At 65.9% G+C, this 19,882-nt stretch carries 18 protein-coding genes; 9 read left to right on the top strand and 9 right to left on the bottom strand.

Going from position 1 to position 19,882, the window contains the following annotated elements:
- Positions 1-53 precede the first annotated feature (53 nt).
- Positions 54-803, bottom strand: coding sequence for a Crp/Fnr family transcriptional regulator (locus ACMDW7_RS05040; protein ID WP_377300336.1), 750 nt, complete (start codon positions 801-803; stop codon positions 54-56).
- 54 nt (positions 804-857) lie between these two features.
- Here ACMDW7_RS05040 and ACMDW7_RS05035 point away from each other — a divergent pair, with 54 nt between their 5' ends.
- The gene (locus ACMDW7_RS05035) at positions 858-1,718 is read left to right on the top strand and encodes a DUF2189 domain-containing protein (protein ID WP_414859617.1); all 861 of its coding nucleotides are present in this window, start codon (positions 858-860) and stop codon (positions 1,716-1,718) included.
- Here ACMDW7_RS05035 and ACMDW7_RS05030 read toward each other — a convergent pair.
- Entirely contained in the window at positions 1,609-2,361 is a 753-nt protein-coding gene (locus tag ACMDW7_RS05030) for a potassium channel family protein (protein ID WP_377300338.1), read from the bottom strand. The genes ACMDW7_RS05035 and ACMDW7_RS05030 overlap by 110 nt on opposite strands.
- A gap of 205 nt (positions 2,362-2,566) precedes the next feature.
- Between ACMDW7_RS05030 and ACMDW7_RS05025 the strand changes: the two genes are divergently transcribed.
- Both ACMDW7_RS05025 and ACMDW7_RS05020 read left to right on the top strand, forming a co-directional pair.
- Complete coding sequence (locus tag ACMDW7_RS05025; protein WP_377300339.1) at positions 2,567-4,378, top strand: aminopeptidase P family protein; 1,812 nt, start codon at positions 2,567-2,569, stop codon at positions 4,376-4,378.
- Positions 4,379-4,560: 182 nt separating this feature from the next.
- Positions 4,561-5,685 carry a hypothetical protein gene (locus tag ACMDW7_RS05020; protein WP_377300340.1) on the top strand — a complete coding sequence of 375 codons (1,125 nt, stop codon included), beginning with the start codon at positions 4,561-4,563 and terminating at the stop codon, positions 5,683-5,685.
- A gap of 39 nt (positions 5,686-5,724) precedes the next feature.
- Here the strand turns inward: ACMDW7_RS05020 and ACMDW7_RS05015 are convergent, their stop codons facing one another.
- Positions 5,725-6,501: a ferredoxin--NADP reductase gene (locus ACMDW7_RS05015; protein WP_377300341.1), complete on the bottom strand. Its 777-nt coding sequence runs from the start codon at positions 6,499-6,501 to the stop codon at positions 5,725-5,727.
- A gap of 214 nt (positions 6,502-6,715) precedes the next feature.
- On the opposite strand from ACMDW7_RS05015, the gene ACMDW7_RS05010 reads away from it, so the two are divergent.
- Positions 6,716-8,683 (top strand): sensor histidine kinase, encoded by a 1,968-nt coding sequence (locus ACMDW7_RS05010; protein ID WP_377300342.1) that lies wholly within the window; start codon positions 6,716-6,718, stop codon positions 8,681-8,683.
- On the opposite strand, the gene ACMDW7_RS05005 is transcribed toward ACMDW7_RS05010, so the two are convergent.
- Complete coding sequence (locus tag ACMDW7_RS05005; RefSeq protein ID WP_377300343.1) at positions 8,680-9,228, bottom strand: DUF4124 domain-containing protein; 549 nt, start codon at positions 9,226-9,228, stop codon at positions 8,680-8,682. The genes ACMDW7_RS05010 and ACMDW7_RS05005 overlap by 4 nt on opposite strands.
- A gap of 150 nt (positions 9,229-9,378) precedes the next feature.
- On the opposite strand from ACMDW7_RS05005, the gene ACMDW7_RS05000 reads away from it, so the two are divergent.
- Together ACMDW7_RS05000 and ACMDW7_RS04995 are read left to right on the top strand one after the other, a co-directional pair.
- Positions 9,379-10,476 (top strand): alkene reductase, encoded by a 1,098-nt coding sequence (locus ACMDW7_RS05000; protein WP_377300344.1) that lies wholly within the window; start codon positions 9,379-9,381, stop codon positions 10,474-10,476.
- A gap of 23 nt (positions 10,477-10,499) precedes the next feature.
- Entirely contained in the window at positions 10,500-11,363 is an 864-nt protein-coding gene (locus ACMDW7_RS04995) for a substrate-binding periplasmic protein (protein WP_377300345.1), read from the top strand.
- A 232-nt stretch (positions 11,364-11,595) separates the two neighbouring features.
- On the opposite strand, the gene ettA is transcribed toward ACMDW7_RS04995, so the two are convergent.
- Positions 11,596-13,260, bottom strand: a complete 1,665-nt coding sequence (gene ettA, locus ACMDW7_RS04990) for an energy-dependent translational throttle protein EttA (protein WP_377300346.1) — start codon at positions 13,258-13,260, stop codon at positions 11,596-11,598.
- 307 nt (positions 13,261-13,567) lie between these two features.
- On the opposite strand from ettA, the gene ACMDW7_RS04985 reads away from it, so the two are divergent.
- Entirely contained in the window at positions 13,568-14,431 is an 864-nt protein-coding gene (locus tag ACMDW7_RS04985; protein WP_377300347.1) for an HDOD domain-containing protein, read from the top strand.
- Between the two features lie 39 nt (positions 14,432-14,470).
- Here ACMDW7_RS04985 and ACMDW7_RS04980 read toward each other — a convergent pair whose 3' ends face one another.
- From ACMDW7_RS04980 to ACMDW7_RS04965, 4 genes are all read right to left on the bottom strand, one after another.
- Complete coding sequence (locus tag ACMDW7_RS04980; protein ID WP_377300348.1) at positions 14,471-15,286, bottom strand: YceI family protein; 816 nt, start codon at positions 15,284-15,286, stop codon at positions 14,471-14,473.
- A gap of 147 nt (positions 15,287-15,433) precedes the next feature.
- Positions 15,434-16,009 (bottom strand): YceI family protein, encoded by a 576-nt coding sequence (locus ACMDW7_RS04975; protein ID WP_377300349.1) that lies wholly within the window; start codon positions 16,007-16,009, stop codon positions 15,434-15,436.
- A gap of 94 nt (positions 16,010-16,103) precedes the next feature.
- Complete coding sequence (locus ACMDW7_RS04970) at positions 16,104-16,715, bottom strand: YceI family protein (RefSeq protein ID WP_377300350.1); 612 nt, start codon at positions 16,713-16,715, stop codon at positions 16,104-16,106.
- Positions 16,716-16,752: 37 nt separating this feature from the next.
- Positions 16,753-17,313, bottom strand: a complete 561-nt coding sequence (locus ACMDW7_RS04965) for a cytochrome b (RefSeq protein WP_377300351.1) — start codon at positions 17,311-17,313, stop codon at positions 16,753-16,755.
- A 357-nt stretch (positions 17,314-17,670) separates the two neighbouring features.
- On the opposite strand from ACMDW7_RS04965, the gene ACMDW7_RS04960 reads away from it, so the two are divergent.
- The gene (locus ACMDW7_RS04960) at positions 17,671-18,639 is read left to right on the top strand and encodes a UDP-2,3-diacylglucosamine diphosphatase (RefSeq protein ID WP_414859616.1); all 969 of its coding nucleotides are present in this window, start codon (positions 17,671-17,673) and stop codon (positions 18,637-18,639) included.
- A gap of 92 nt (positions 18,640-18,731) precedes the next feature.
- Positions 18,732-19,784 carry a glycosyltransferase family 4 protein gene (locus ACMDW7_RS04955; protein WP_377300353.1) on the top strand — a complete coding sequence of 351 codons (1,053 nt, stop codon included), beginning with the start codon at positions 18,732-18,734 and terminating at the stop codon, positions 19,782-19,784.
- Positions 19,785-19,882: the final 98 nt, after the last annotated feature.

The following is a 19,882-nucleotide window of genomic DNA, read 5'->3' as shown; positions in this document are numbered from 1 at the left end:
CTGTGACTGCGGTCACATCGCTTCACGCCAAACCGCCCGCGGCTTGCGCTGGATCAATTGCGCGACGTGGCGTCCGGCGAGGAGCGCTGTCCGCCGTCGGCCAGTTCACGCAAGGCGCGCGCATCCAGGATCTCGATGGCCTGCCGCTGCTGTGCGATCCACCCCTGCTCCGCAAAGCTGCGCAGCAGGCGCGAGACGATCTCCCGCACGGAACCGATTTCGTCCGCCAGTTCCTGGTGCGTCACTTCCACCACGCGGCCACGGCCCAGCAGATGCGCCGCCAGCCGTTCATCCAGGCGCTTGACCGACACTTCCTCCACCACGGCCAGCAGATCCACGATCCGCGTGGCCAATGAATCGAACACAAAGCGCCGAAACGCCGCGGACTGATCGAGCAGCGCAAAGAACACCGGCGTGGGCACCAGCGCCAGCCGCGTGCCAGGGTTGGCTACGCCTGTCAGCCGATAGGGGTGATCGCCGGCCAGACAGGCGAGTGTGGCGGCGCAGCTCTCCCCCGGGGTCACGTCGTACAGGTGCATCTGCCGCGGCGCCTTGCGGCCGCCACGCGCCTCGGGCAGACGCTTGATCACGCGCACCCCGCCACTTAGCACGCAGGCAAGACCCATGCAGGGCTGCTGCTCATCAAACAGCACGGTGCCAGGGTCCACGTCCATCCAGCGCAGCCCCGCCGCGCCGCCAGGCAAGCCGCGCAGGCCCTCGGCCAAAGCCGGGTACAGCACGGCAAGCGCCTGCTGATCTGCGTAATCCATGCTGCCCTGCCCGGCCTGCGCGCTGCTAGCCATTGCCCCGCTCTCCGATCTATAAGTGCCGTGAAACGAGGGTGGAGGATGACACCGATGGGCGCAGACCCGCAAGACATGCCGCATCCGGCGGATGCGCCGCAAACGCCCGACGGCCCCGCGGTACCGGCCACAGCCGCGCCTGAGCGAGGTCTTCCCGCCGTGCGCGAACTCAGCCCGGCCGACCCGTTGCGCTGGCTCGTGCTGGGCTGGCGCGATTTCATGCATGCACCGGGTATCGGCCTGTTCTACGGCGCCTGCTTTGCATCGATGGGCCTGGCCATCGCATGGACCTTCGTGCGATCTCCGCAATGGACACTCGTGCTCTGCGGCAGCTTTCTGCTCCTGGGGCCCTTCCTTGCCATCGGCCTGTATGACGTCAGCCGGCGCCTTGAGCGCAGCGAGCCGCCGAGCTTGGGCCGATCCCTCACGGCCTGGGACAGCAACTTCAGCGCACTCGTGCTCTACCTGGGCGTGCTGGTGGTGCTCGAGATGCTCTGGAGTCGCTCGGCGCTCGTCGTGTTCGCCGTGTCCTTCAACACCATGCCCAGTGCGCACAGCACCCTGGATTTGCTGCTGAACCCGGAGAACATCGAGTTCGTGATCGCCTATGCCGCCGTGGGTGCGGTCTTCGCGGCGCTGATCTTCTGCACCAGCGTGATCTCGATCCCGATGATCATGGACCGCGACACCGACGGCATCAGTGCCGGCATCACGAGCTTTCGCGTGTGCTTTCTCAATCCGATGACGATGTTCGTCTGGGGTACGCTGCTCACGCTGCTGGTGGTGCTGGCCATGCTGCCCTGGTTCATGGGCCTGCTGGTGGTGGGGCCGGTGCTGGGGCATGCGTCCTGGCATGCGTATCGGGCGGCGGTGGTGCCGCGCCAGACGACTGCAGGCTCTGGCGCAGCGCCCTGATCTCGGCGTGCAGGGCGGCAATGTCACGGTGCAGGGCGTGCATCTGCATGCGCTCCTCGCGCCCGAGCAGGGCAGTCACCATGGCAGCCGTGATGAGGGACAGGAAGGTGTAGCCCACCAGCACCACGAACAGGGCCAGAATCCGCGAGGTCCCCACCGTGGGGATCAAGTCGCCGTAGCCCACCGTGGCGCCTGTCGTGAACGCCAGCCACAGGCCATCGGCCACGCTGTGAACACGCGGATCCAGCCAGTAGAACCCGACTCCGCCGAGCGCCCAGCAGGCAGCGGCGGCCACCAGCAGCATCCAGAGCCGATCGCGTCGCAGGAACACGCGCGCGTCCAGCACAACGCGCACGGCCAGAACCGTCGCCACCGCGAGACGCGGCAGCCAAACCGGCCACTGGTGCACGCCCGGCAAAAGCACGGTGACACATGCAGCCACTGCCAGCGCCGCGTCGAACCAGCGCTGGCCCGCCCGGTGCTCGCTGCGCGAGGCGCCGAGGAGCAATGCAGCCGCGACCAGCCAGAGCCCGACGGCGAATCGTTCGAGCAGCCCCTCGCCCGCCCAAAGCGCATAGAAGGCCGGGATGAACAGCGCAAGCGCGAGCAGCCGCAGCCATGCGCTGCGGGGGAGTTCCTGCAAGGCGCGCGGCCAGGATCGGACCGGATGGGACTCGCTCACTCGCAGATTTTCAGCTGGCACGCGCTGCGCCAGCTTGCGCGCCGTCAAGGCGCGATCACCCGCACAGACCCTGACGCCGGGCTCTGGGGTGCCGAATACACTTTTGCCCATGTTGAACGCGGGCGGATCGATCGATCCTCCGCGCAGATTTCGAGGATGCCGCTCCATGGATACCGTGATTGCCAGCCGCGCCGCCGTGCGCGAACGCGTTGCCGCCCTGCGCGCAGAGATGACGACCCAGGGCTGGTTTGCCGTGGTCGTGCCCTCCAGCGACCCACACCTGTCCGAGTACCTGCCGGCACGCTGGAAGAGCCGCGAGTGGCTCAGCGGGTTCACGGGCTCGGTGGGCACGCTGATCGTCACCACGGATGAGGCCGCGCTGTTTGCCGACAGCCGCTACTGGACTGCGGCAGAGCAGGAGCTGGCCGGCAGCGGCATTGCGCTGGAAAAACTTCCCGCGGTAGTCAGCAGCCTGCATCTGCAGTGGCTGGCCGCCCGGCTGGCACCGGGCAAGCGAGTGGCGGTGGATGGAACCGTGCTCGGTCTCGCGGCCCATCGCGCGCTGCAGGCTGCCGTTCAGGGTGCGGGCGGCGCGCTGGTGAGCACTAAGGACCCTGTGGCTGCCATCTGGGCGGACCGCCCGGCGCTTCCCGCAGCGCCAGTGGTCGAGCACGGCGCGCCGCAGGCCCCGCTTGCGCGAGAAGCCAAGCTGACCGCCACGCGCGAGGCGATGCGCACCGCCGGCGCAGACTGGCACTTGATCTCGACGCTGGATGACATCGGCTACCTGCTGAACCTGCGTGGCAGCGACGTGCCCTTCAATCCGGTCTTTCTTGCGCACCTGCTGATTGGCCCGCAGGGCGCCACCTTGTTTGCGGACACCGGCAAGTTCAGCGCGGCCACGCGCGCAGCCTTGCAGAGCGCGAGCGTCGCTTTGGCTGCGTACGAAAGCCTGCCCGCTGCACTCGCTTCGGTACCGGTCGGCACGGCCATGCTGGTCGACCCGAAGCGCGTGACCGCCGGCATCCTCGCGCATCTCCCGCAGGGTGTGCGGATTGTGGAAGCCGTGAATCCCACCACGCTGGCCAAGTCGCGCAAGACCGCAGACGAGGCGCGGTTCATCCGCAGCACCATGGAACAGGACGGCGCGGCGCTTGCAGAATTCTTTGCAGGCCTCGAAGCAAGCCTTGCTGCGGGAGATCGCATCACCGAGCTGGACATCGACACCCGCATCACCGCCGCACGTGCCAAGCGGCCCGGGTTTGTGTGCCCCAGCTTCTCGACGATCGCCGGCTTCCGAGCCAACGGCGCCCTGCCCCACTACCGCGCCACCGACGACGCCCACGCCGTGATCGAAGGCGATGGCCTGCTGCTGATCGACTCGGGCGGCCAATACCTGGGCGGCACCACAGACATCACGCGCATGGTGCCGATCGGCACCCTCACCGATGCCCAGCGCCGCGATTGCACCCTCGTGCTCAAGGGCATGATGGCGCTATCTCGCACCGCGTTTCCGCGCGGCACGCTGTCGCCGATGCTGGACGCGATCGCGCGGGCACCGATCTGGGCCGAGCACATCGACTATGGCCACGGAACCGGTCATGGCGTGGGGTACTTCATGAACGTTCACGAAGGCCCGCAGAGCATCTCGCGCACGATTCCGGATGCCGCCATGGCCATGGAGCCAGGCATGATCTCCTCGATCGAACCCGGCATTTACCGTGAAGGCCACTGGGGCGTGCGCATCGAGAACCTGGTGCTCAACGTACCCACTGAGACCACGCCGTTCGGCGAATTTCTAGCCTTCGAAACACTGACGCTTTGCCCGATCGACACGCGCTGCATCGATACCAGCCTGCTGCGAGAGGACGAGCGTGACTGGCTCAACGACTATCACGCGATGGTGCGCGCGCGCATCAGCCCCCACGTGTCAGGCGCAGCGCTCGACTGGCTCCAGGTACGCACAGAGCGGGTGTGACGCATTTCACGAATTCGGCCTGCACAGAACAACGCTGCGTGTGCGTGTAGAGATGTCACCAAGCTCACGTTTTCAACGGCTTTCGACGAGTACACGCGTTAGCATCCGGCGCTTCCGGAACGACTTGGCGAGCAGTTGCCTGCACACCAAGTCCAGCTGATTGCGCTCCATCCAGTCCACCGATGCAGCACGGCCCACTGTCCCGTAATACCGCCAAGCTCCAATCGTCGCTGCCTGCCGACGAGCGGGCGCGCGAACTCGCGCGCCGCAGCCTGATCCAGGCCCGGCTGTTGGATATGCCCGAGTCCATGAATTGCCTTCATGAGATCGATCGCATGTCCGCCGAGCGGCTCAGCGCCGAGGCGCAGGCCCTGCGAGCGACCGCATGGGCGGTGAACCTGAGCTACACGGTGGGCTGGACACAGAGCCGATCGGCCTTTTCCGATGCCGTCGCACTCGCTCGAGAGTGCAGCGAACAAGCGGTCGTCCTCGAGGTGCTGTCCTGGTATGCGCTGTACTACCCGCTGGCGGATCACCGTTCGATCGCACCGCTCGATGCCATCGTGCAGATTATCGGCGCGGTGGATCATGCCGATGCCGACACGCTTGCGCGCGCCGGCTACGCCGCGCAGGGTCTGTTCCTGACAGCGCGCCAGATGGCGCCGGCGCTGGCTTGGGCGCAGTTCGCTACACGGCAGGCGCGTCGCAGCGGAGACCCCGAACTCGAGCGCTCCGTGCTGCGGTACATGACTCTCGCGCAAGCAGATGACGTGCGCTTGGATTGGATTGCGGGGCAGCCCAACATGGCTGCGCTCAAGCAGGCCATCATCGGGCTGGAGAGCGGGCAAATGTTCTCCGAGGCGCTCGGCCTGAAGCAGAGCAGCTTTCAGGCACCGCTGGTACTCGCGGGTCTGCTGACGCTGTCAGGTGAGCATGCGCGCGCGCTGGCGCTGTTCGACGCGCATCTCGATGAGGCCGAATACGGTCTGGGCCTGGAGACGTCCGGCCACTTCAGTGATCGCGCCCTGTGTCTGGCGCATCTCGGACGCATGAGCGACGCTCGCGCCATGCAACGCCGCGCCCAGGAAGCCGTCGCGCAGACGGATGATGTCATTGACCAGTACCTGGCCTTCATCCACTTCAATGAAATTCAGCTGCGAGCGCTGGAAGGCGTTCCCGCTGACGATGAACGGCCGCGGCTAGCGGCCGTGCTTCAGAGACTGCGCGCCCAGGAAGATCTGATCCGGCGTGCGATCAATGCGCGGGCACATGCACTTGCGATGCCGCCGCTGGTGAGCGCAAGCTAGTCGCGCAGACACCGCGTCGCCGCGCCCGCAGCTGCTTCGTCAGCGTTCCACGAAAGCGCGTTCGATCACGTAGTCGGCCGGCTGGCCGATCCCCGGCGAGATGACCATGCCCAGCTTGTCGAGCACTGCGCGCGTATCGGCCAGCATGCTCGGACTGCCACAGATCATCGCGCGATCCTGCTTGGGATCAATGCGCGGCAGGCCGAGATCGCTCTCCAGCTTGCCGGTCTCGATCGCCGTGGTCAGGCGCATCATGTTCTTGAACGGTTCGCGCGTGACGATTGGGTAGTACAGGAACTGCTTGCTGACCATCTCGCCCAGAAACTCGTGCCTCGGCAGTTCGTTGAGCAGGTAGTCGTGATAAGCCAGCTCACTCACGATCCGTACGCTATGCACCAGGATGACCCTCTCAAAGCGCTCATAGGTCTCCGGGTCACGGATGATCGACATGAAGGGCGCCATGCCCGTACCGGAACTCAACAGATAGAGGTTGCGGCCAGGATTCACGTCGCTGATCACCAGCGTGCCCGTCGGCTTGCGGCCCACAAGCAGTTCGTCGCCGGGCTTGAGGTGCTGCAGCCGGCTGGTGAGCGGACCATCCTGCACCTTGATGGACAGGAACTCGAGTTGCTCCTCGTAATTGGCGCTGCAGATGCTGTAGGCCCGCAGCAGAGGCCGGCCGTCCACAGGCAGGCCAATCATGACGAAGTGACCGTTCTCGAAGCGCAGGCTTTGGCCGCGTGTGGTGGTGAATGAAAAGAGCGTGTCGTTCCAGTGGTGAACGGTGAGGACATTTTCGGGCTCGATCGCGGCCATGAAATCCCTTTGTCTGCGAATGCCGGGCGCCAAGAGCGATGCTTGTGGCGCAAAAGCGTGGATTGTCGATCATTCGGCGCCGGCACATTGCAGAGATCGCAATATGGTTTTTGCGGCGCATCAATGCCCCTGCGGTGGGCCAAGGGAAAGCGATGCCCTAGCCGCTACGTCACGTTACGTCTAGCATGCAAGCTAGTTTGTCTAGGACAAAACGATGGACTCCCAGCCCCACTCCTCCCTGGGCAGTACCGTGGCAGCCCGATCCGGGCAACAGACAGCATTCAATCAGGCGTTCTCGCCGGGCAGCCGATTCAAGCCTGGACGGCGCTGGTCTGTCGGGGTACTCGCACTGACGGTATTGATTGCATTTGCGTCAATGTTCAGCGCGTTTCTGGCGCGCCCGCCCGGTGGCGATGTGGTCGAAGTCACGGGCTACCTGCGTACCCGCATCGTGGAAGCGCAACTGGCGGAGCTCACTGGCGCCGGATCTGATGCTGCTCAGGCCAACGCTGCCCTGACGGCCCAGCTTGCCCGCGTCGGAAGCGTGCTGGGGCACCTCGACGCACCAGACCTGCTCGACCAACATGCGCGCCTAGCTAACGGCTGGGCCGCGCTCAGCACGGGCGCCGACTTCGATGCCGCCTACGCACCTGCCGATCGCCGCGCCGCGTACGCGCAGTTGCAGACCCAGGCGATCGATCTGACCAAGGCAGTCACCCGTGAGATCGACCGCCAGGAACACAACAACCGGCGCCTGCAGTGGCTCTCCGCCATCGCCTTCCTGCTCTGCGCCGTGACCTGGGTCTGGCAGCTGACGCTGCTGCATCGCCGCGCAACGCAGTCTGCACAGCGCGTCCTGCAGCGCATCAACGAGGAACTGGGCCGAGACGGCACCCAGGCGCACCCGCGACACATCAGCGACAACCTGGCTGGTGTCGATCCGGACACGGCAGCCGAACTGCAGCAACTGGTGGGCACGCTTGAGAAGATCCTCGGTGACTCCGAGCAGCGCTGGCGTGTGCGTGCACAGCTGTCCAGCGACTACTACTGGGAGACCGACGAACAGCACCGCCTGACCTATGTCACCTCCGGCTTCGAGGACAAGTTCTTTGCCCCAAGCGAAATGCTCGGCAAGACGAGATGGGAACTCAGCCCCACCAGCCTGAGTGCCGCGCAGTGGGCGCAGCACCAGCGGGACCTGAGCGAGCATCTGCCCTTTCGCGGGCTAGAGCTCTGCAAGACCCACACGGACGGCAGCCAGGCCTGGGCATCTATTGCCGGTGAGCCACGATTCGATGCCCAGGGGCGGTTTCTCGGCTACCAGGGCGTAGGGCGGGACATCAGCGAGCGCAAGCGACGCGAGCAACAACTGCAGCGCTACAACGCCGAACTGGAGCAACAGGTTCGCCAGCGCACGCATGCGCTCTCGCTGGCCTACACCGACATGGAAGGCTTCGTGCGCAATGTCGCCCATGACCTTCGCACACCACTTTCGCAGGTGCGCAGCCTGATCGGGCTTGCACGCGCACAGCTTGTTTCCGTCCCGCCGGGCCGCACCAACTTTCTCGGTCTGGCAGAGCAGCAGGCCGACATCACGCTTGAAATGCTCGAAGCGCTTCTGGAGCTCGCGCGCGCCAGTTCCAGCCCGGTGCAGCCCACGCCGGTACATCTGCGCACCCTCGTGGAATCCTGCGTCGCCACGCTTGAGCAGCCGGATCCCGCCCGACCGGTGGCTTGGCACTTCTCGTGCGAACACACGGTCATGACCGACCCCTCGCTGCTGCGACTGGCGTTGATGAATCTCATGAGCAATGCCGTGAAGTTCAGCGCCAGTGCAGACCAGCCTAGCGTGTCCGTGCTGTCAAGCGTCCAGCCGGACGGGTCGCTGGAGGTTCACGTGATCGACAACGGCGTGGGCTTTGACGACTCGCAGGCCTCGCGCCTGTTCAAGCCGTTCTCTCGCCTGCACCCCGGGACCGAGTTCTCCGGCACAGGCATTGGCCTGTCCGTGGTCTCAAAAGTCATGGAGCGTCTCGGTGGCCGGGCCGGGGCAGAGTCGACCCCAGGGCTGGGCGCACGCTTTACCTTGGGTTTACCCCCCGACGCGCTGGTTGCCGACAACGTACGGCCGATCCGACGTGCAGCTCCGGCGCCAGCGCTCGCCGAGCCCCTACGTGCCTAGCGCGGATTGGATTTGCGGCGTGCCTCTTCCTCATCCAGACGCCGCCGCTCCTCGCGCCGCTCCTCGGCGCTCTTCGGCGTGGCTTCCTCGCGAAGGCGCTGCAAGGTCTTCGGGTCCCGGCAGTCCACGCCGCGTGCCGCTTCGCACTGCGCAATCAGGGTCTGATCGTCCGGGATCGCCGCCGCGGCGGGCTTGGCGCCTGCCGTCGATGGCGCTGCCGTGGGTGTGCCGGCATTGAGCGCTGCCGGGGCGGGCGCAGGGCCAGCGGATGCAGCGCGGGCGCGCTCGGCGTCTCGCTGGGCACGTTCACGGGCCTCCTGGGCCGCCTTGGCGTCCGCAGGCAGCGCCGGCCGGACATCCAGGGGCTTGCCGCTGCTTCCGGAGTTCTGGCAAGGCTGGTCCGTGAACTCCACCTTGCCGTCCGGCCGCGTGCACTTGTAGATGGTCTGCGCAGCAGCGCATTGCGCGATCAGGAGCAGTGCAAGCGCAGCAAACGAGGGGCGAATCGTGGCCATGGTGGGTGTTCCCAGCGAAGATTTGCTCATGCTTGCGCACTTGATGCCGACGAGCAAGCGGATCGCCTGCCACGTGCTCGGACGGGACATGGTGGCCGATAGCTGGTGTACCGGGCATCCTGCACCGCAATGGCTGGCCGATCCAGACAGCACAGACCACTTCGCATTCACAATGCGCGCATGACAACCAGCCTCTTTTCCCCAGCACAGATCGGCGATATCGCCGTACGCAACCGCATCTTCATGGCGCCGCTGACTCGCTGCCGCGCCACGCCGGGCACGCTCGCCCCTCGCACCCTGAATGCCACCTATTACGCACAGCGCGCCGGGGCCGGACTGATCGTCTCCGAGGCCACGCAGATCATGCCGGAGGGCATGGGCTACATGAACACGCCAGGCATCTACAGCGCCGAGCAGGAGGCCGGCTGGCGCCTGGTGACCGACGCGGTACATGCCGCCGGCGGGCGTATCGTGGCGCAGCTCTGGCATGTGGGTGCCATCTCGCACCCCGATCTGCAGCCCGGTGGTGCGTTGCCCGTGTCGGCCAGCGCGTTCAACCCGGGTGGCTTCGTGCACACGCCTGGCGGCCGCAAGGAACGTGTCACGGCTCGCGCCCTGGAGCGGCACGAGATTGACTCTGTGGTTGCAGCCTACCGACATGCTGCCCAAGTCGCGCAGCGTGCCGGCTTTGACGGCGTGGAAATCCATGGCGCCAATGGCTACTTGCTCGAGCAGTTCCTGCGCGACAGCATCAACAAGCGCGCCGATGACTACGGCGGTCCGATCGAGAACCGCATGAAGCTGATGCTGCAGGCGGTGGACGCCGCGATCGAAGTGTTTGGCCGGAGCCGCGTGGGTATCCGTCTGTCGCCTGTGTCCAGCGGCAACGGATCTCCGGCCGACAGCAACCCGCAGACCACCTACGGCGCAGTCATCGATGCGCTGGCGGATCGTCGGATCGCCTTCGTGCACCTCATCGAGGGCATCACGGGCGGCGAACGCAAGCTCGAGGGCTTCGACTTTGCGGGCATCAAGTCGCGCTTTCCCGGCGCCGTCGTAGCCAACAACAAGTACACGCGTGAGATGGCGCTGGAGGCCGTGGCAACGGGCCGCGTCGATGCGGTGGCCTTCGGCGTGCCCTTCATCAGCAACCCTGATCTGCCGCGACGCCTGGAACTCGATGCCCCGCTGAACGCCGCACAGCCAGCCACCTTTTACGGACCCGACGAGATCGGCTATACGGATTACCCGTTCCTCGACAGCAACATCCCCGCTTGAACCCGGACGCACCCGCCCGCCGAATGCCCGATCCACTGCACGGGGTACTGCCCGCGGTGCAGCCCGGCGCTCGACCAAGCCGCCGAGCGGGGCTTGGGTGGCTACGGATTGCGCTGATCAGTACCGCGCTTCTGGGGGTGAGCGGTGCGCAGGCCGCTCCCACCGTGCTGCGAACGGCAGCCCAGGAAGGGGTCGCCGCCAAGTTCTCGCCCTCGACACCGGCACGCCCCGGCTTCTGCATCGAGCTCTTCCGGCGACTCGAACGGGTCGCGCCGGACCTGCGCATCTCCGGGGAGAAGCGTCTGGTACCCCTGCGGCGCATCGAGCTGATGCTCGCCGGCGGCGAGCTCGATGTGTTCTGCGGCTTGCTGCGTACGCAGAAACGGCAGGAGAGCCTGGTCTTTCTCGACGAGCCCCTGTTTCCGATCCAGCACCGCGTCCTTGTGCGCAGGGACGACCCGATCGAGGTACAGGACCTGGCTGCCATCGTCGCGCTGGGTCAGAACAACCTGGTGATGACCACCCAGGGCACCGCGTATGTCCCGATGCTGCGCAGTGCGGGCATCACGGTCGATGACAGCACCATCCGTCTCGACCGGGTGCTCGACAAGCTGCTGGCGCAGCGCGGGCGCTTCTTCTATCAGTCCGACATGAACCTGGACGCCTTGCTGCAGGACAACCCCAAGGCGGCCCAGGTGCGCTGGCTGCCCACCGTCTTTCACCGCGAAGACCAGTACATGGTGCTCGGCCCGCATGTAAGCGCGGCCACGCGTGAGCGCCTGAACCGGGCCCTGGTTCGCCTGGCGCGCGACGGCGAACTCAAGCGACTGTATGAGCGCTACCGCCCGAAAGCCGATTCGGCGACGTCAAGCGCAGCGCCCCGATAGACCTGAACGCGATGCACACGCTGTGCTGCGCTGCCGCACAGATTCGCACCCTGTGCGCACGCCCCGTGCGATGCATCTCGCTTGGTGGATGCGGCTTCCCAGCCAGTTTGGCCTGAAGATCCGCGCCCAGAGCCGATCTCTGATTGCGAGTCCGGGCTCAACGATCAGCGCCGAAAGCACAAGGCCCCGCCGTGGCGGGGCCTTGTGCTTTGCGCATCGATCGCGCGACTGACTAGCGTGTGACCGGCTTGTAGCGCACCCGCTTCGGCTTGGCACCCTCTTCACCGAGCCGCTTCTTCTTGTCCTCTTCATATTCCTGATAGTTGCCGGCGAAGAACTCCCAGTGGGAGTCGCCCTCGCAGGCCAGGATGTGGGTGGCGATGCGGTCGAGGAACCAGCGGTCGTGGCTGATGACCATGACGCAGCCGGCGAATTCGAGCAGCGCGTCTTCCAGCGAACGCAGGGTTTCCACGTCGAGGTCGTTGGACGGTTCGTCCAGCAGCAGCACGTTGCCGCCGGCCGAGAGCGTCTTGGCCAGGTGCAGGCGGCCGCGCTCACCGCCGGACAGCATGCCGACCTGCTTTTGCTGATCCGCCCCCTTGAAGTTGAAGCGGCCGATGTAGGCGCGGCTGGGCATCTCGAACTTGCCCACGGTCATGATGTCCAGGCCGCCGGAGATCTCTTCCCAGACCGTCTTGGTGTTGCCCAGCGCATCGCGGCTCTGGTCCACGGCGGCGATCTTCACCGTCGGGCCGATCACGACTTCGCCGGAATCCGGCTTCTCGATGCCCTGGATCATCTTGAACAGCGTGGACTTGCCCGCGCCGTTGGGGCCGATGATGCCGACGATCGCCCCCGGCGGCACCTGGAAGCTGAGGTTGTCGATCAGCATGCGGTCACCGAAGCTCTTGGACACGCCCTTGAACTCGATCACACTGTCGCCCAGACGCTCGCCCGGCGGGATGAAGATCTCCAGGGTCTCGTTGCGCTTCTGGTACTCGATGCTGTTCAGTTCCTCGAAGCGCGCCAGACGCGCCTTGCTCTTGGCCTGGCGGCCCTTGGGGTTCTGGCGCACCCACTCCAGCTCCTTCTTCAGGGCCTTCTGGCGGGCGGATTCCTGGCTTTCCTCGATCTTCAGGCGTTCCTGCTTCTGGTCCAGCCAGGAGCTGTAGTTGCCCTTCCAGGGAATGCCGTGGCCGCGGTCGAGTTCCAGGATCCACTCGGCGGCGTTGTCCAGGAAGTAGCGGTCGTGGGTCACGGCCACCACGGTGCCCGGGAAACGCTGCAGGAACTGCTCCAGCCAGTCGACGCTTTCGGCATCCAGGTGGTTGGTGGGTTCGTCCAGCAGCAGCATGTCGGGCTTTTCAAGCAGCAACTTGCACAGGGCCACGCGGCGCTTCTCGCCGCCCGACAGATGGCCGATCTTCGCGTCCCAGGGCGGCAGACGCAGCGCGTCGGCAGCAATCTCCATCTGGGTGTTGCTGTCCGAGCCGCTGGTGGACAGGATGGCTTCGTACTTGGCCTGCTCGGCCGCAAGTGCGTCGAAATCGGCGTCCGGCTCGGCATAGGCGGCGTAGATGCGGTCCAGCTCCTTTTGCGCCTTCATCACATCACCCATGGCGGCTTCGACCTCCTCGCGCACGCTGTGCTCGGGGTCCAGCTTCGGCTCCTGCGGCAGATAGCCGATCTTGATGCCCGGCATGGGCACGGCCTCGCCCTCGATCTCCTTGTCCACCCCGGCCATGATCTTCAGCAGCGTGGATTTGCCCGATCCGTTCAGGCCCAGCACGCCGATCTTGGCACCCGGGAAGAAGGACAGGCTGATGTTCTTGAGGATCTCGCGTTTGGGCGGAACGATCTTGCCCACGCGGTTCATGCTGTAGACGTACTGAGCCATGGTGGTCCGAAGAAAAAGGGAAGTGACTACGGGTAAACGCGGCGCACACGGCGCTGCAGTTCTGAAACAGACGGTCGATAACCCGTTCAAGCGCGGCCGGTTCGCGCGGCGCGGGCGGCTGAAAAACGGGCAACTGCGAAGGATGCAAGCTTAGCCGCCCGGCTTGCGAATTCCGTCTGATCCGCCCGCCCAATGCCCCTGCTCGACGCAAAAATGCCCGGAAAAACCGCAACTTATCGGTGCTTTCCGGGCCGGGCAGGCTGACCAAAATGGCCGAGCCCCCGATCGAGTTTTTGGAGAAGCCCCCATGAGCACCGCCATCGCGTCCCGCGAGCAACTGCAGTCAGACCTGGATGCCGACATCATCCAGAAGCTGCGCATTCCGCCGCGCCCCGAAGTCGTGGCCCTGCTGCATGCCGAGGCCAACAAGGACGACCCGAGCTTCAAGCGCATCACCGAAATCATCGGTCGCGACCCCTCGCTTGTGGCGGCCCTGCTCAAGGCGGCCAACTCTCCCTTCTTCGGTCTGAATCGCAGCGTCGGCTCCATCGAGCAGGCGCTCACGCTCATGGGTCTGTCGCAGGCGATGAGCCTGGTCACCGGCTTTGCCCTGCGAAACCTCGTGCCCACCAAGGACCCGCTGCTCACCCGCTTCTGGGACGCCTGCGCCCGCCGCGGCGCAGCCATGGCCTTCATCGCCCAGAAGAGCCGCCGCTGCCCAATGGATCTGGCGCACATCGCCGGCATGTTCCTGGACGTCGGGATCCCGATCATGGCCAACCTGCATCCGAGCTATCTGGACACCCTGCAGGCCGCCGGTGCCGAGATGGAGCGCACCGCGCGCGACGTGGAGCACGGCGAGCACGGCGCAGACCATGCCAGCGTCGGTGTGCATCTGGCGCTGGAATGGAACATGCCCGACGAGCTCGCCTGGGCGATCGAACTGCATCACGACATGGATGCACTGACCGACGACACCCTCGCCCCCGCCACGCGCGCGCTGGTGGCGGCCGCCGTGGTGGCCGATGAACTCGTGCCCGAGACCCAGGGCTTCGTGCATCGCGCACCCTCGCAGGAAAGCCTCACACGCGCCATGAAGGTGCTGCGCATCGACGAAGACACGCTCTTCGACTGGCGCCAGGAGATGCCCAAGGCCCTCGCCGGGGTCTGAAGCGCGAAGAACACGGGCTGCGAAGCAGCCCGCTTTGTTTCATTGGGCCTGTCGCTGCCCCTCGATCTGGATCAGCAGGCGGACGTTGTCGCCGACGAAGGGCCAGCCGAAGTTCATGCCGTAGCGGCCACGGCTGATCGTGCCTTCGAAGTCACCACCGCAGTACTCGCCACCGCGCAGCGGATGGACGTAGCAGCGAATCCCGCTGGTGCGCAGGGTCAGCGGATGGGTCTGGCCGCGCAGGGTCATCTCGCCTACCACTTCCACCAGACGGTCGCCCTCAAAGCGCAATGTGCGGCCCTCGAAGCGCGCGTCCGGGAACTGTGCGGTGTCAAAGAAGCGCGGGCCGCGCAGGCTGTCATCGAACTCCGGCACGCCGGTGGAGACTGAGGCGATGTCCAGATCCACGGCCACATCGGCCTGCTTGCCGGTCTTGTCGAGCACGATGCGCCCGCCCTTGATCTGGAAGCGTCCGCGCGTGGTGGAGGTGGCGAAGTGGCGCACCTCCCAGGTGACGAAGCTGAACACGGGCTCGACGCCGAAGCGCTCGATCCCGCTCAGCTGAAGCGAGCGCGCGCCCAGCGCCGCCGCGGAAAACCTGGCGGAATCCGCACTGCTTGGCGTCGCGGCCGTGCCATTGGACTGCCCGTTGGACTGCCCATTCGTGGCCGATGGCGCCGGGGCACCGCCGGGCTGCGCAGTCGGGGGTGATGCAGGCTGCGTCACGGGTGCAGCAGGCGGATTGGGCCGTTCAGTCTGCGCGGCGGCGCCACCCATGGACGCTGCGCAAAGCAATAGGGCACCCAGCGTCTGTGCGCGGGTGCCCTGTGTGCTCACTGCCTTTGAAGAACGCATCGTCATCAACCCGAGATCGCTCTCCCTCCGTGACCGGAGCGTATCGCGCCTGCGCGGTGCGCGGACACCGCGAATGCGTGACAGGATGTTTGCGCAGCGCGGCACGCCAAGCGCCGAGCCGCCCCGCGCAATAGGCAGATCGGCGCTTTACTGGCGAACGGCTTCGATCTGGATCAGCAGACGGATGTCGTCCGGGATGCCGGGCAGACCGTAGGTCATGCCATACAGGCTGCGCTTGACGGTGGCTTCAAAGTCGCCGCCGCAGACTTCCCGCTTGAAGAAAGGGTTCTGGTAGCAGTTGAAGCCCGTGCCCTTGAGGGTGATGGGGTTGGTCTTGCCGAGCATGGTGAGCGTGCCTTCCACGGCGGTGACCTTGTCACCCTCGAAGGTGAACTTCTCGCCCTTGAACACGGCGGTCGGGAATTTCTCGGCATTGAAGAAATCCGGGCCGGTCAGGTGCTTGTCAAAGGGTGCGACGCCCGTGTTCATGGAGCCCATCTGGATCGTGATCTCGGCGCGGCCCGTCTTGGCGGCGCGGTCGATCGTGATGGAGCCGTCCTTCTTGTCGAAGCGGCCTCGGCTGGTGGAGGTGCCGAAGTGCTTGGCTTCCCACGTGACGAAGGTATGGGTGGGTTCGACCGAGTAGGTCACGGCCTGGGCCGATGCGTCAAAGCTGGTGGCGAAGGCGGCGGCTGCAACGAGGCCGGCGGCGAGGAGTTTCATTCTTTGGGTCTCCGAGAAAGCATGGCGCGGGTGGGTTGAGGCAAGAACGCGGCCGCAGCGACCCGCAGGCGCTGCACCGCAGGAAAAGCTGGGCTTAGAGCTTGGGCACGCCCGACAGCGCAAAGCGCACGCGCACCACAACGTCATTGGCCACGAGCGAGGGGTCATTCCACTCGCCGTCGCCGATCTTGAAGTCCAGGCGCCTGAGCAGGAAGCTGCCGCTGGCGGTGGTCACGTCCCCCGCCTGCGTGAGCGTTACCGGCATCGTGATCGGCCGGCTGGCGCCCTTGATGGCGAGGTTGCCTGTGACTTCAAAGCGGTTGCCGCCCAGGGCCTTGACACCGGTGGCGGTGAAGGTGGCCTGCGGGAACCTGGAGGTGTCGAACCAGCCGGGCTTGGCGAGTTCGGCCTCCGTTTCCTTTGTGCCGATCGAGACGCTCGCCAGGTCCACCGTGATGCTCATCTTGCTGGCGGCCGGGTTCTTCGGGTTGAAGTCCATCACCGGCGCGGCAAAACGCGTGAACCTGCCATCCACCGGCACGCCCATCTGGCGGCTGGTGAAGGACACCTCGCTTTGCTGGGGCAGCAGGCGCTGCTGGGCCTGGGCCGCGGTGGCGAAGACGGCGGTGGCCAGCAGCAGGCCGGAGACGGCCAGGCGCGTGATGCGCAAGCCAAAGGTGGTGGAGGAGAGCGCGTTGGCGTTCATGGTCTTGAGTCCGGAGGGTGGTTGTCGGTTGTGAGGATCAGCGGCTGCGGCCGGGAATCATTCGCAGCAGCAGATCATCATCGTCCATCAGCATGTGCTTGAACACCGCCAGAATGTGGGCCGCAATGAGCGCTGCGAGGCCGTAGGCCAGCCACTTGTGGATCGGCTTGAGCAGCTCGGCCAGGGCCAGGTCCTTGGGCACCCAGTCCGGCAGCGGCAGCACGCCAAACCACACGATCGGAAAGCCTGCCGCGCTGCTGTAGGCCCAGCCCACGAGCGGGATGGCGAAGAACAGCGCATAAAGCGCCCAGTGCACGCCGTGCGCCACACCGCGCTGCCATGCGGGCATGCTGGCCGGCATGGGCGGCGGCGGGTTGAACAGGCGCCACAACAGGCGCAGCGCCGCCAGGGCCAGTAGCGTCATGCCCAGCCACTTGTGCCAGTTGAAGAGCTTGATCTTCGAAGGCGACAGCTGCAGGTCCACCATGTAGATGCCCATGGCCAGCGCCGCCAGGATGCCGACCGCGGCAATCCAGTGCAGGGCCATGGCTACGCCGGTGTAGCGCGGGCTGCTTGAGAAGGAAGGAGAGGCGCTCATGTCGAGTCTGATTGTGCGTGCTTGATCGTTCAAATTGAACGAATGAACCGTTCTGTTCCGACCGATGGGGCGAAGAATAGGTGCAGTGTCCGCATGTCTCAAGCGGATCCCGGCTGATTCCTTAGTTCAAATTTTTTGAATGACTACGGCCCGTGCAGAGTGATTGGGCCTGCAGCGAGGCGCTGCATCAAACGCCGGATGCGTCGCGACACCTGCCGCGAGATCTCAGATCAGGTGCTCAAAATTCATCCAACTGACACCGCACTGCCTCCGCGCTGACACAGAGTTTGCCCACACTGTCTGGGCATGATGCTCCCCGCTCAAGCACCCCAAAGCCAGCCGACGCTACCGGCTTCCATGAACGCCGCCGGCCTGCTGCGCCAACTGGCCGATGAAGCCCACGCCGCCGCCCCAACGGCGCCGGAGCGCAGCGATCAGCGCAACAGCCCGCGCATCGAAGGCGATGGCGACACCTCCCACCGCTGGCGCGCGATCTGGATCTCCGACATCCACCTCGGCACGCCCGGCTGTCAGGCCAAGCACCTGCTGGACTTTCTCAAGCACACCGAGAGCGACGCGCTCTATCTGGTGGGCGACATCGTCGATGGCTGGGCGCTGAAGCGCCGCTGGTTCTGGCCCCAGGCGCACAACGACGTGGTGCAGAAGGTGCTGCGCAAGGCGCGCAAGGGCACGCGCGTGATCTTCGTGCCCGGGAACCACGACGAAGCCGCGCGCCAGTTCGTCGGCCTGCACTTCGGCGGCATCGAGGTGGCCGAGGAGGCCATCCACCACACGGCCGACGGCAAGCGCCTGTGGATCACGCACGGCGACCTGTTCGACGGCGTGGTGCAGTGCGCCCGCTGGCTGGCCTACGTGGGCGACTGGCTGTACGAGTTCACGCTCAAGCTCAACCGCATCCTGAACAACGCCCGCGCCAAGTTGGGCATGCCCTACTGGAGCGTGTCCAAGTACCTCAAGCACAAGGTCAAGCGCGCGGTGAACTACGTGACGGACTTCGAGCGCGCCGTGGCCTTCGAGGCGCGGCACCGCGGGCTGGACGGCGTGGTCTGCGGCCACATCCACGCCGCCGAGATCCGCGAGATCGACGGGACGCTCTACTGCAACGACGGCGACTGGGTCGAGAGCCTGACCGCCCTCGTGGAGCACGCCGACGGCCGCCTGGAGATCATCGACTGGGGCCAGGTGATGCGTGAGCGCGAGTCGGCATTGAACGCCGCCTTGCAGCCGGCACTGAGCCGGCCCGCGAACATGCCAACGCAGCCCCAGCCGCAAGCTGAACCCAGCCCCGAGCCGGTGCAGGCTTGAGCGCCGGCGCCCTGATCGACGATTCGTCGATCCACCCCACAAGAAAAACACACGGCGCCACCCCACTGGAGGCAAGCGCGCAGGAGACATTCATGAGGATCACCATCGTCACCGATGCCTGGCTGCCCCAGGTCAATGGCGTGGTCACCACCCTGCTGGCGCTCGACGCGGGCCTCAAGCAGCGCGGCCACAGCGTGCACTGGATCACGCCGCAGCAGTTCGACCGCCGCCCCTGCCCCGGCTACCCGGAGATTGAACTGGCCAAGGTCAAGCGCGCGCGCTTCGAGCAGCTCATGGACGCCAGCGACCCGCAGGTGATCCACGTCGCCACCGAAGGCCCGCTGGGCTGGGCGGCGCGGCGCTATTGCCTCAAGCGCGGCCTGCAGTTCACGACCGCCTTCCACACCAAGTTCCCGGACATCCTGAAGGCCGCCGTGGGCGTGCCCCTGTGGCTGGGCTATGCGCTGTTCCGCCACTTTCACGGTGCGTCCTCCGGCGTGATGGTGCCCACCCCCGTGGTGCTGGGCGAGCTGCGGCAGCGCGGCTTTGCCAACCTGCGCGAATGGACCCATGGCGTGGACACCCAGCTCTTCCACCCGGACGCCTGCCCCGCGCGCGACCGCCTGCCCACCGACGCGCCGCGCTTCCTGTACGTGGGCCGCGTGAGCTACGAGAAGAACATCCAGGCCTTTCTGGAAACCGACCTGCCCGGCAGCAAGTGGGTCTGCGGCGTGGGGCCGCTGGAAGCCTCGCTGCGCCGCAAGTACCCGGACGTGAATTGGCTCGGCATCCTGCCCAAGCGTGAACTCGCTGCTGTGTACGCCAGCGCGGACGTGATGGTGTTTCCGAGCAAGGCCGACACCTTCGGCCTGGTGATGCTCGAAGCCATGGCCTGCGGCACCCCGGTGGCCGCCTACCCCGTGCCCGGCCCCATGGACGTGATGCTCGGTCAGCCCGACGGCCCCGGCGGCGTGATGCGCGAGAACCTGCGCGAGGCCGCAATGGCCGCACTGAAGCTGGACCGCGAAGGCGTGCGGCGCTTTGCCGAGGCCTTCGGCTGGGACGCAGCCGTGGACCGCTTTGTGAGCTTTCTGGTGCCAGCGCTGGCTGCGCCGCCCATGCCGCAGCTGGCAGCGCAGCGCTGAGCAAAACGGCGCTGATTAGTACCGCTTCTCGCTTGTCTGGTGCGGTTCTTCGGCCACTTTGGCCTGAAGAACCGCACCCGGAGCCGATCTTGCCCGCG

Origin of the sequence: Piscinibacterium candidicorallinum (genome assembly GCF_047549485.1) — a bacterium.
Classification (GTDB): Bacteria; Pseudomonadota; Gammaproteobacteria; order Burkholderiales; family Burkholderiaceae_C; genus Piscinibacterium; species Piscinibacterium candidicorallinum.
Note: the sequence above shows the minus strand (reverse complement) of the source record. Positions and strands in the feature narration are given on the sequence as shown.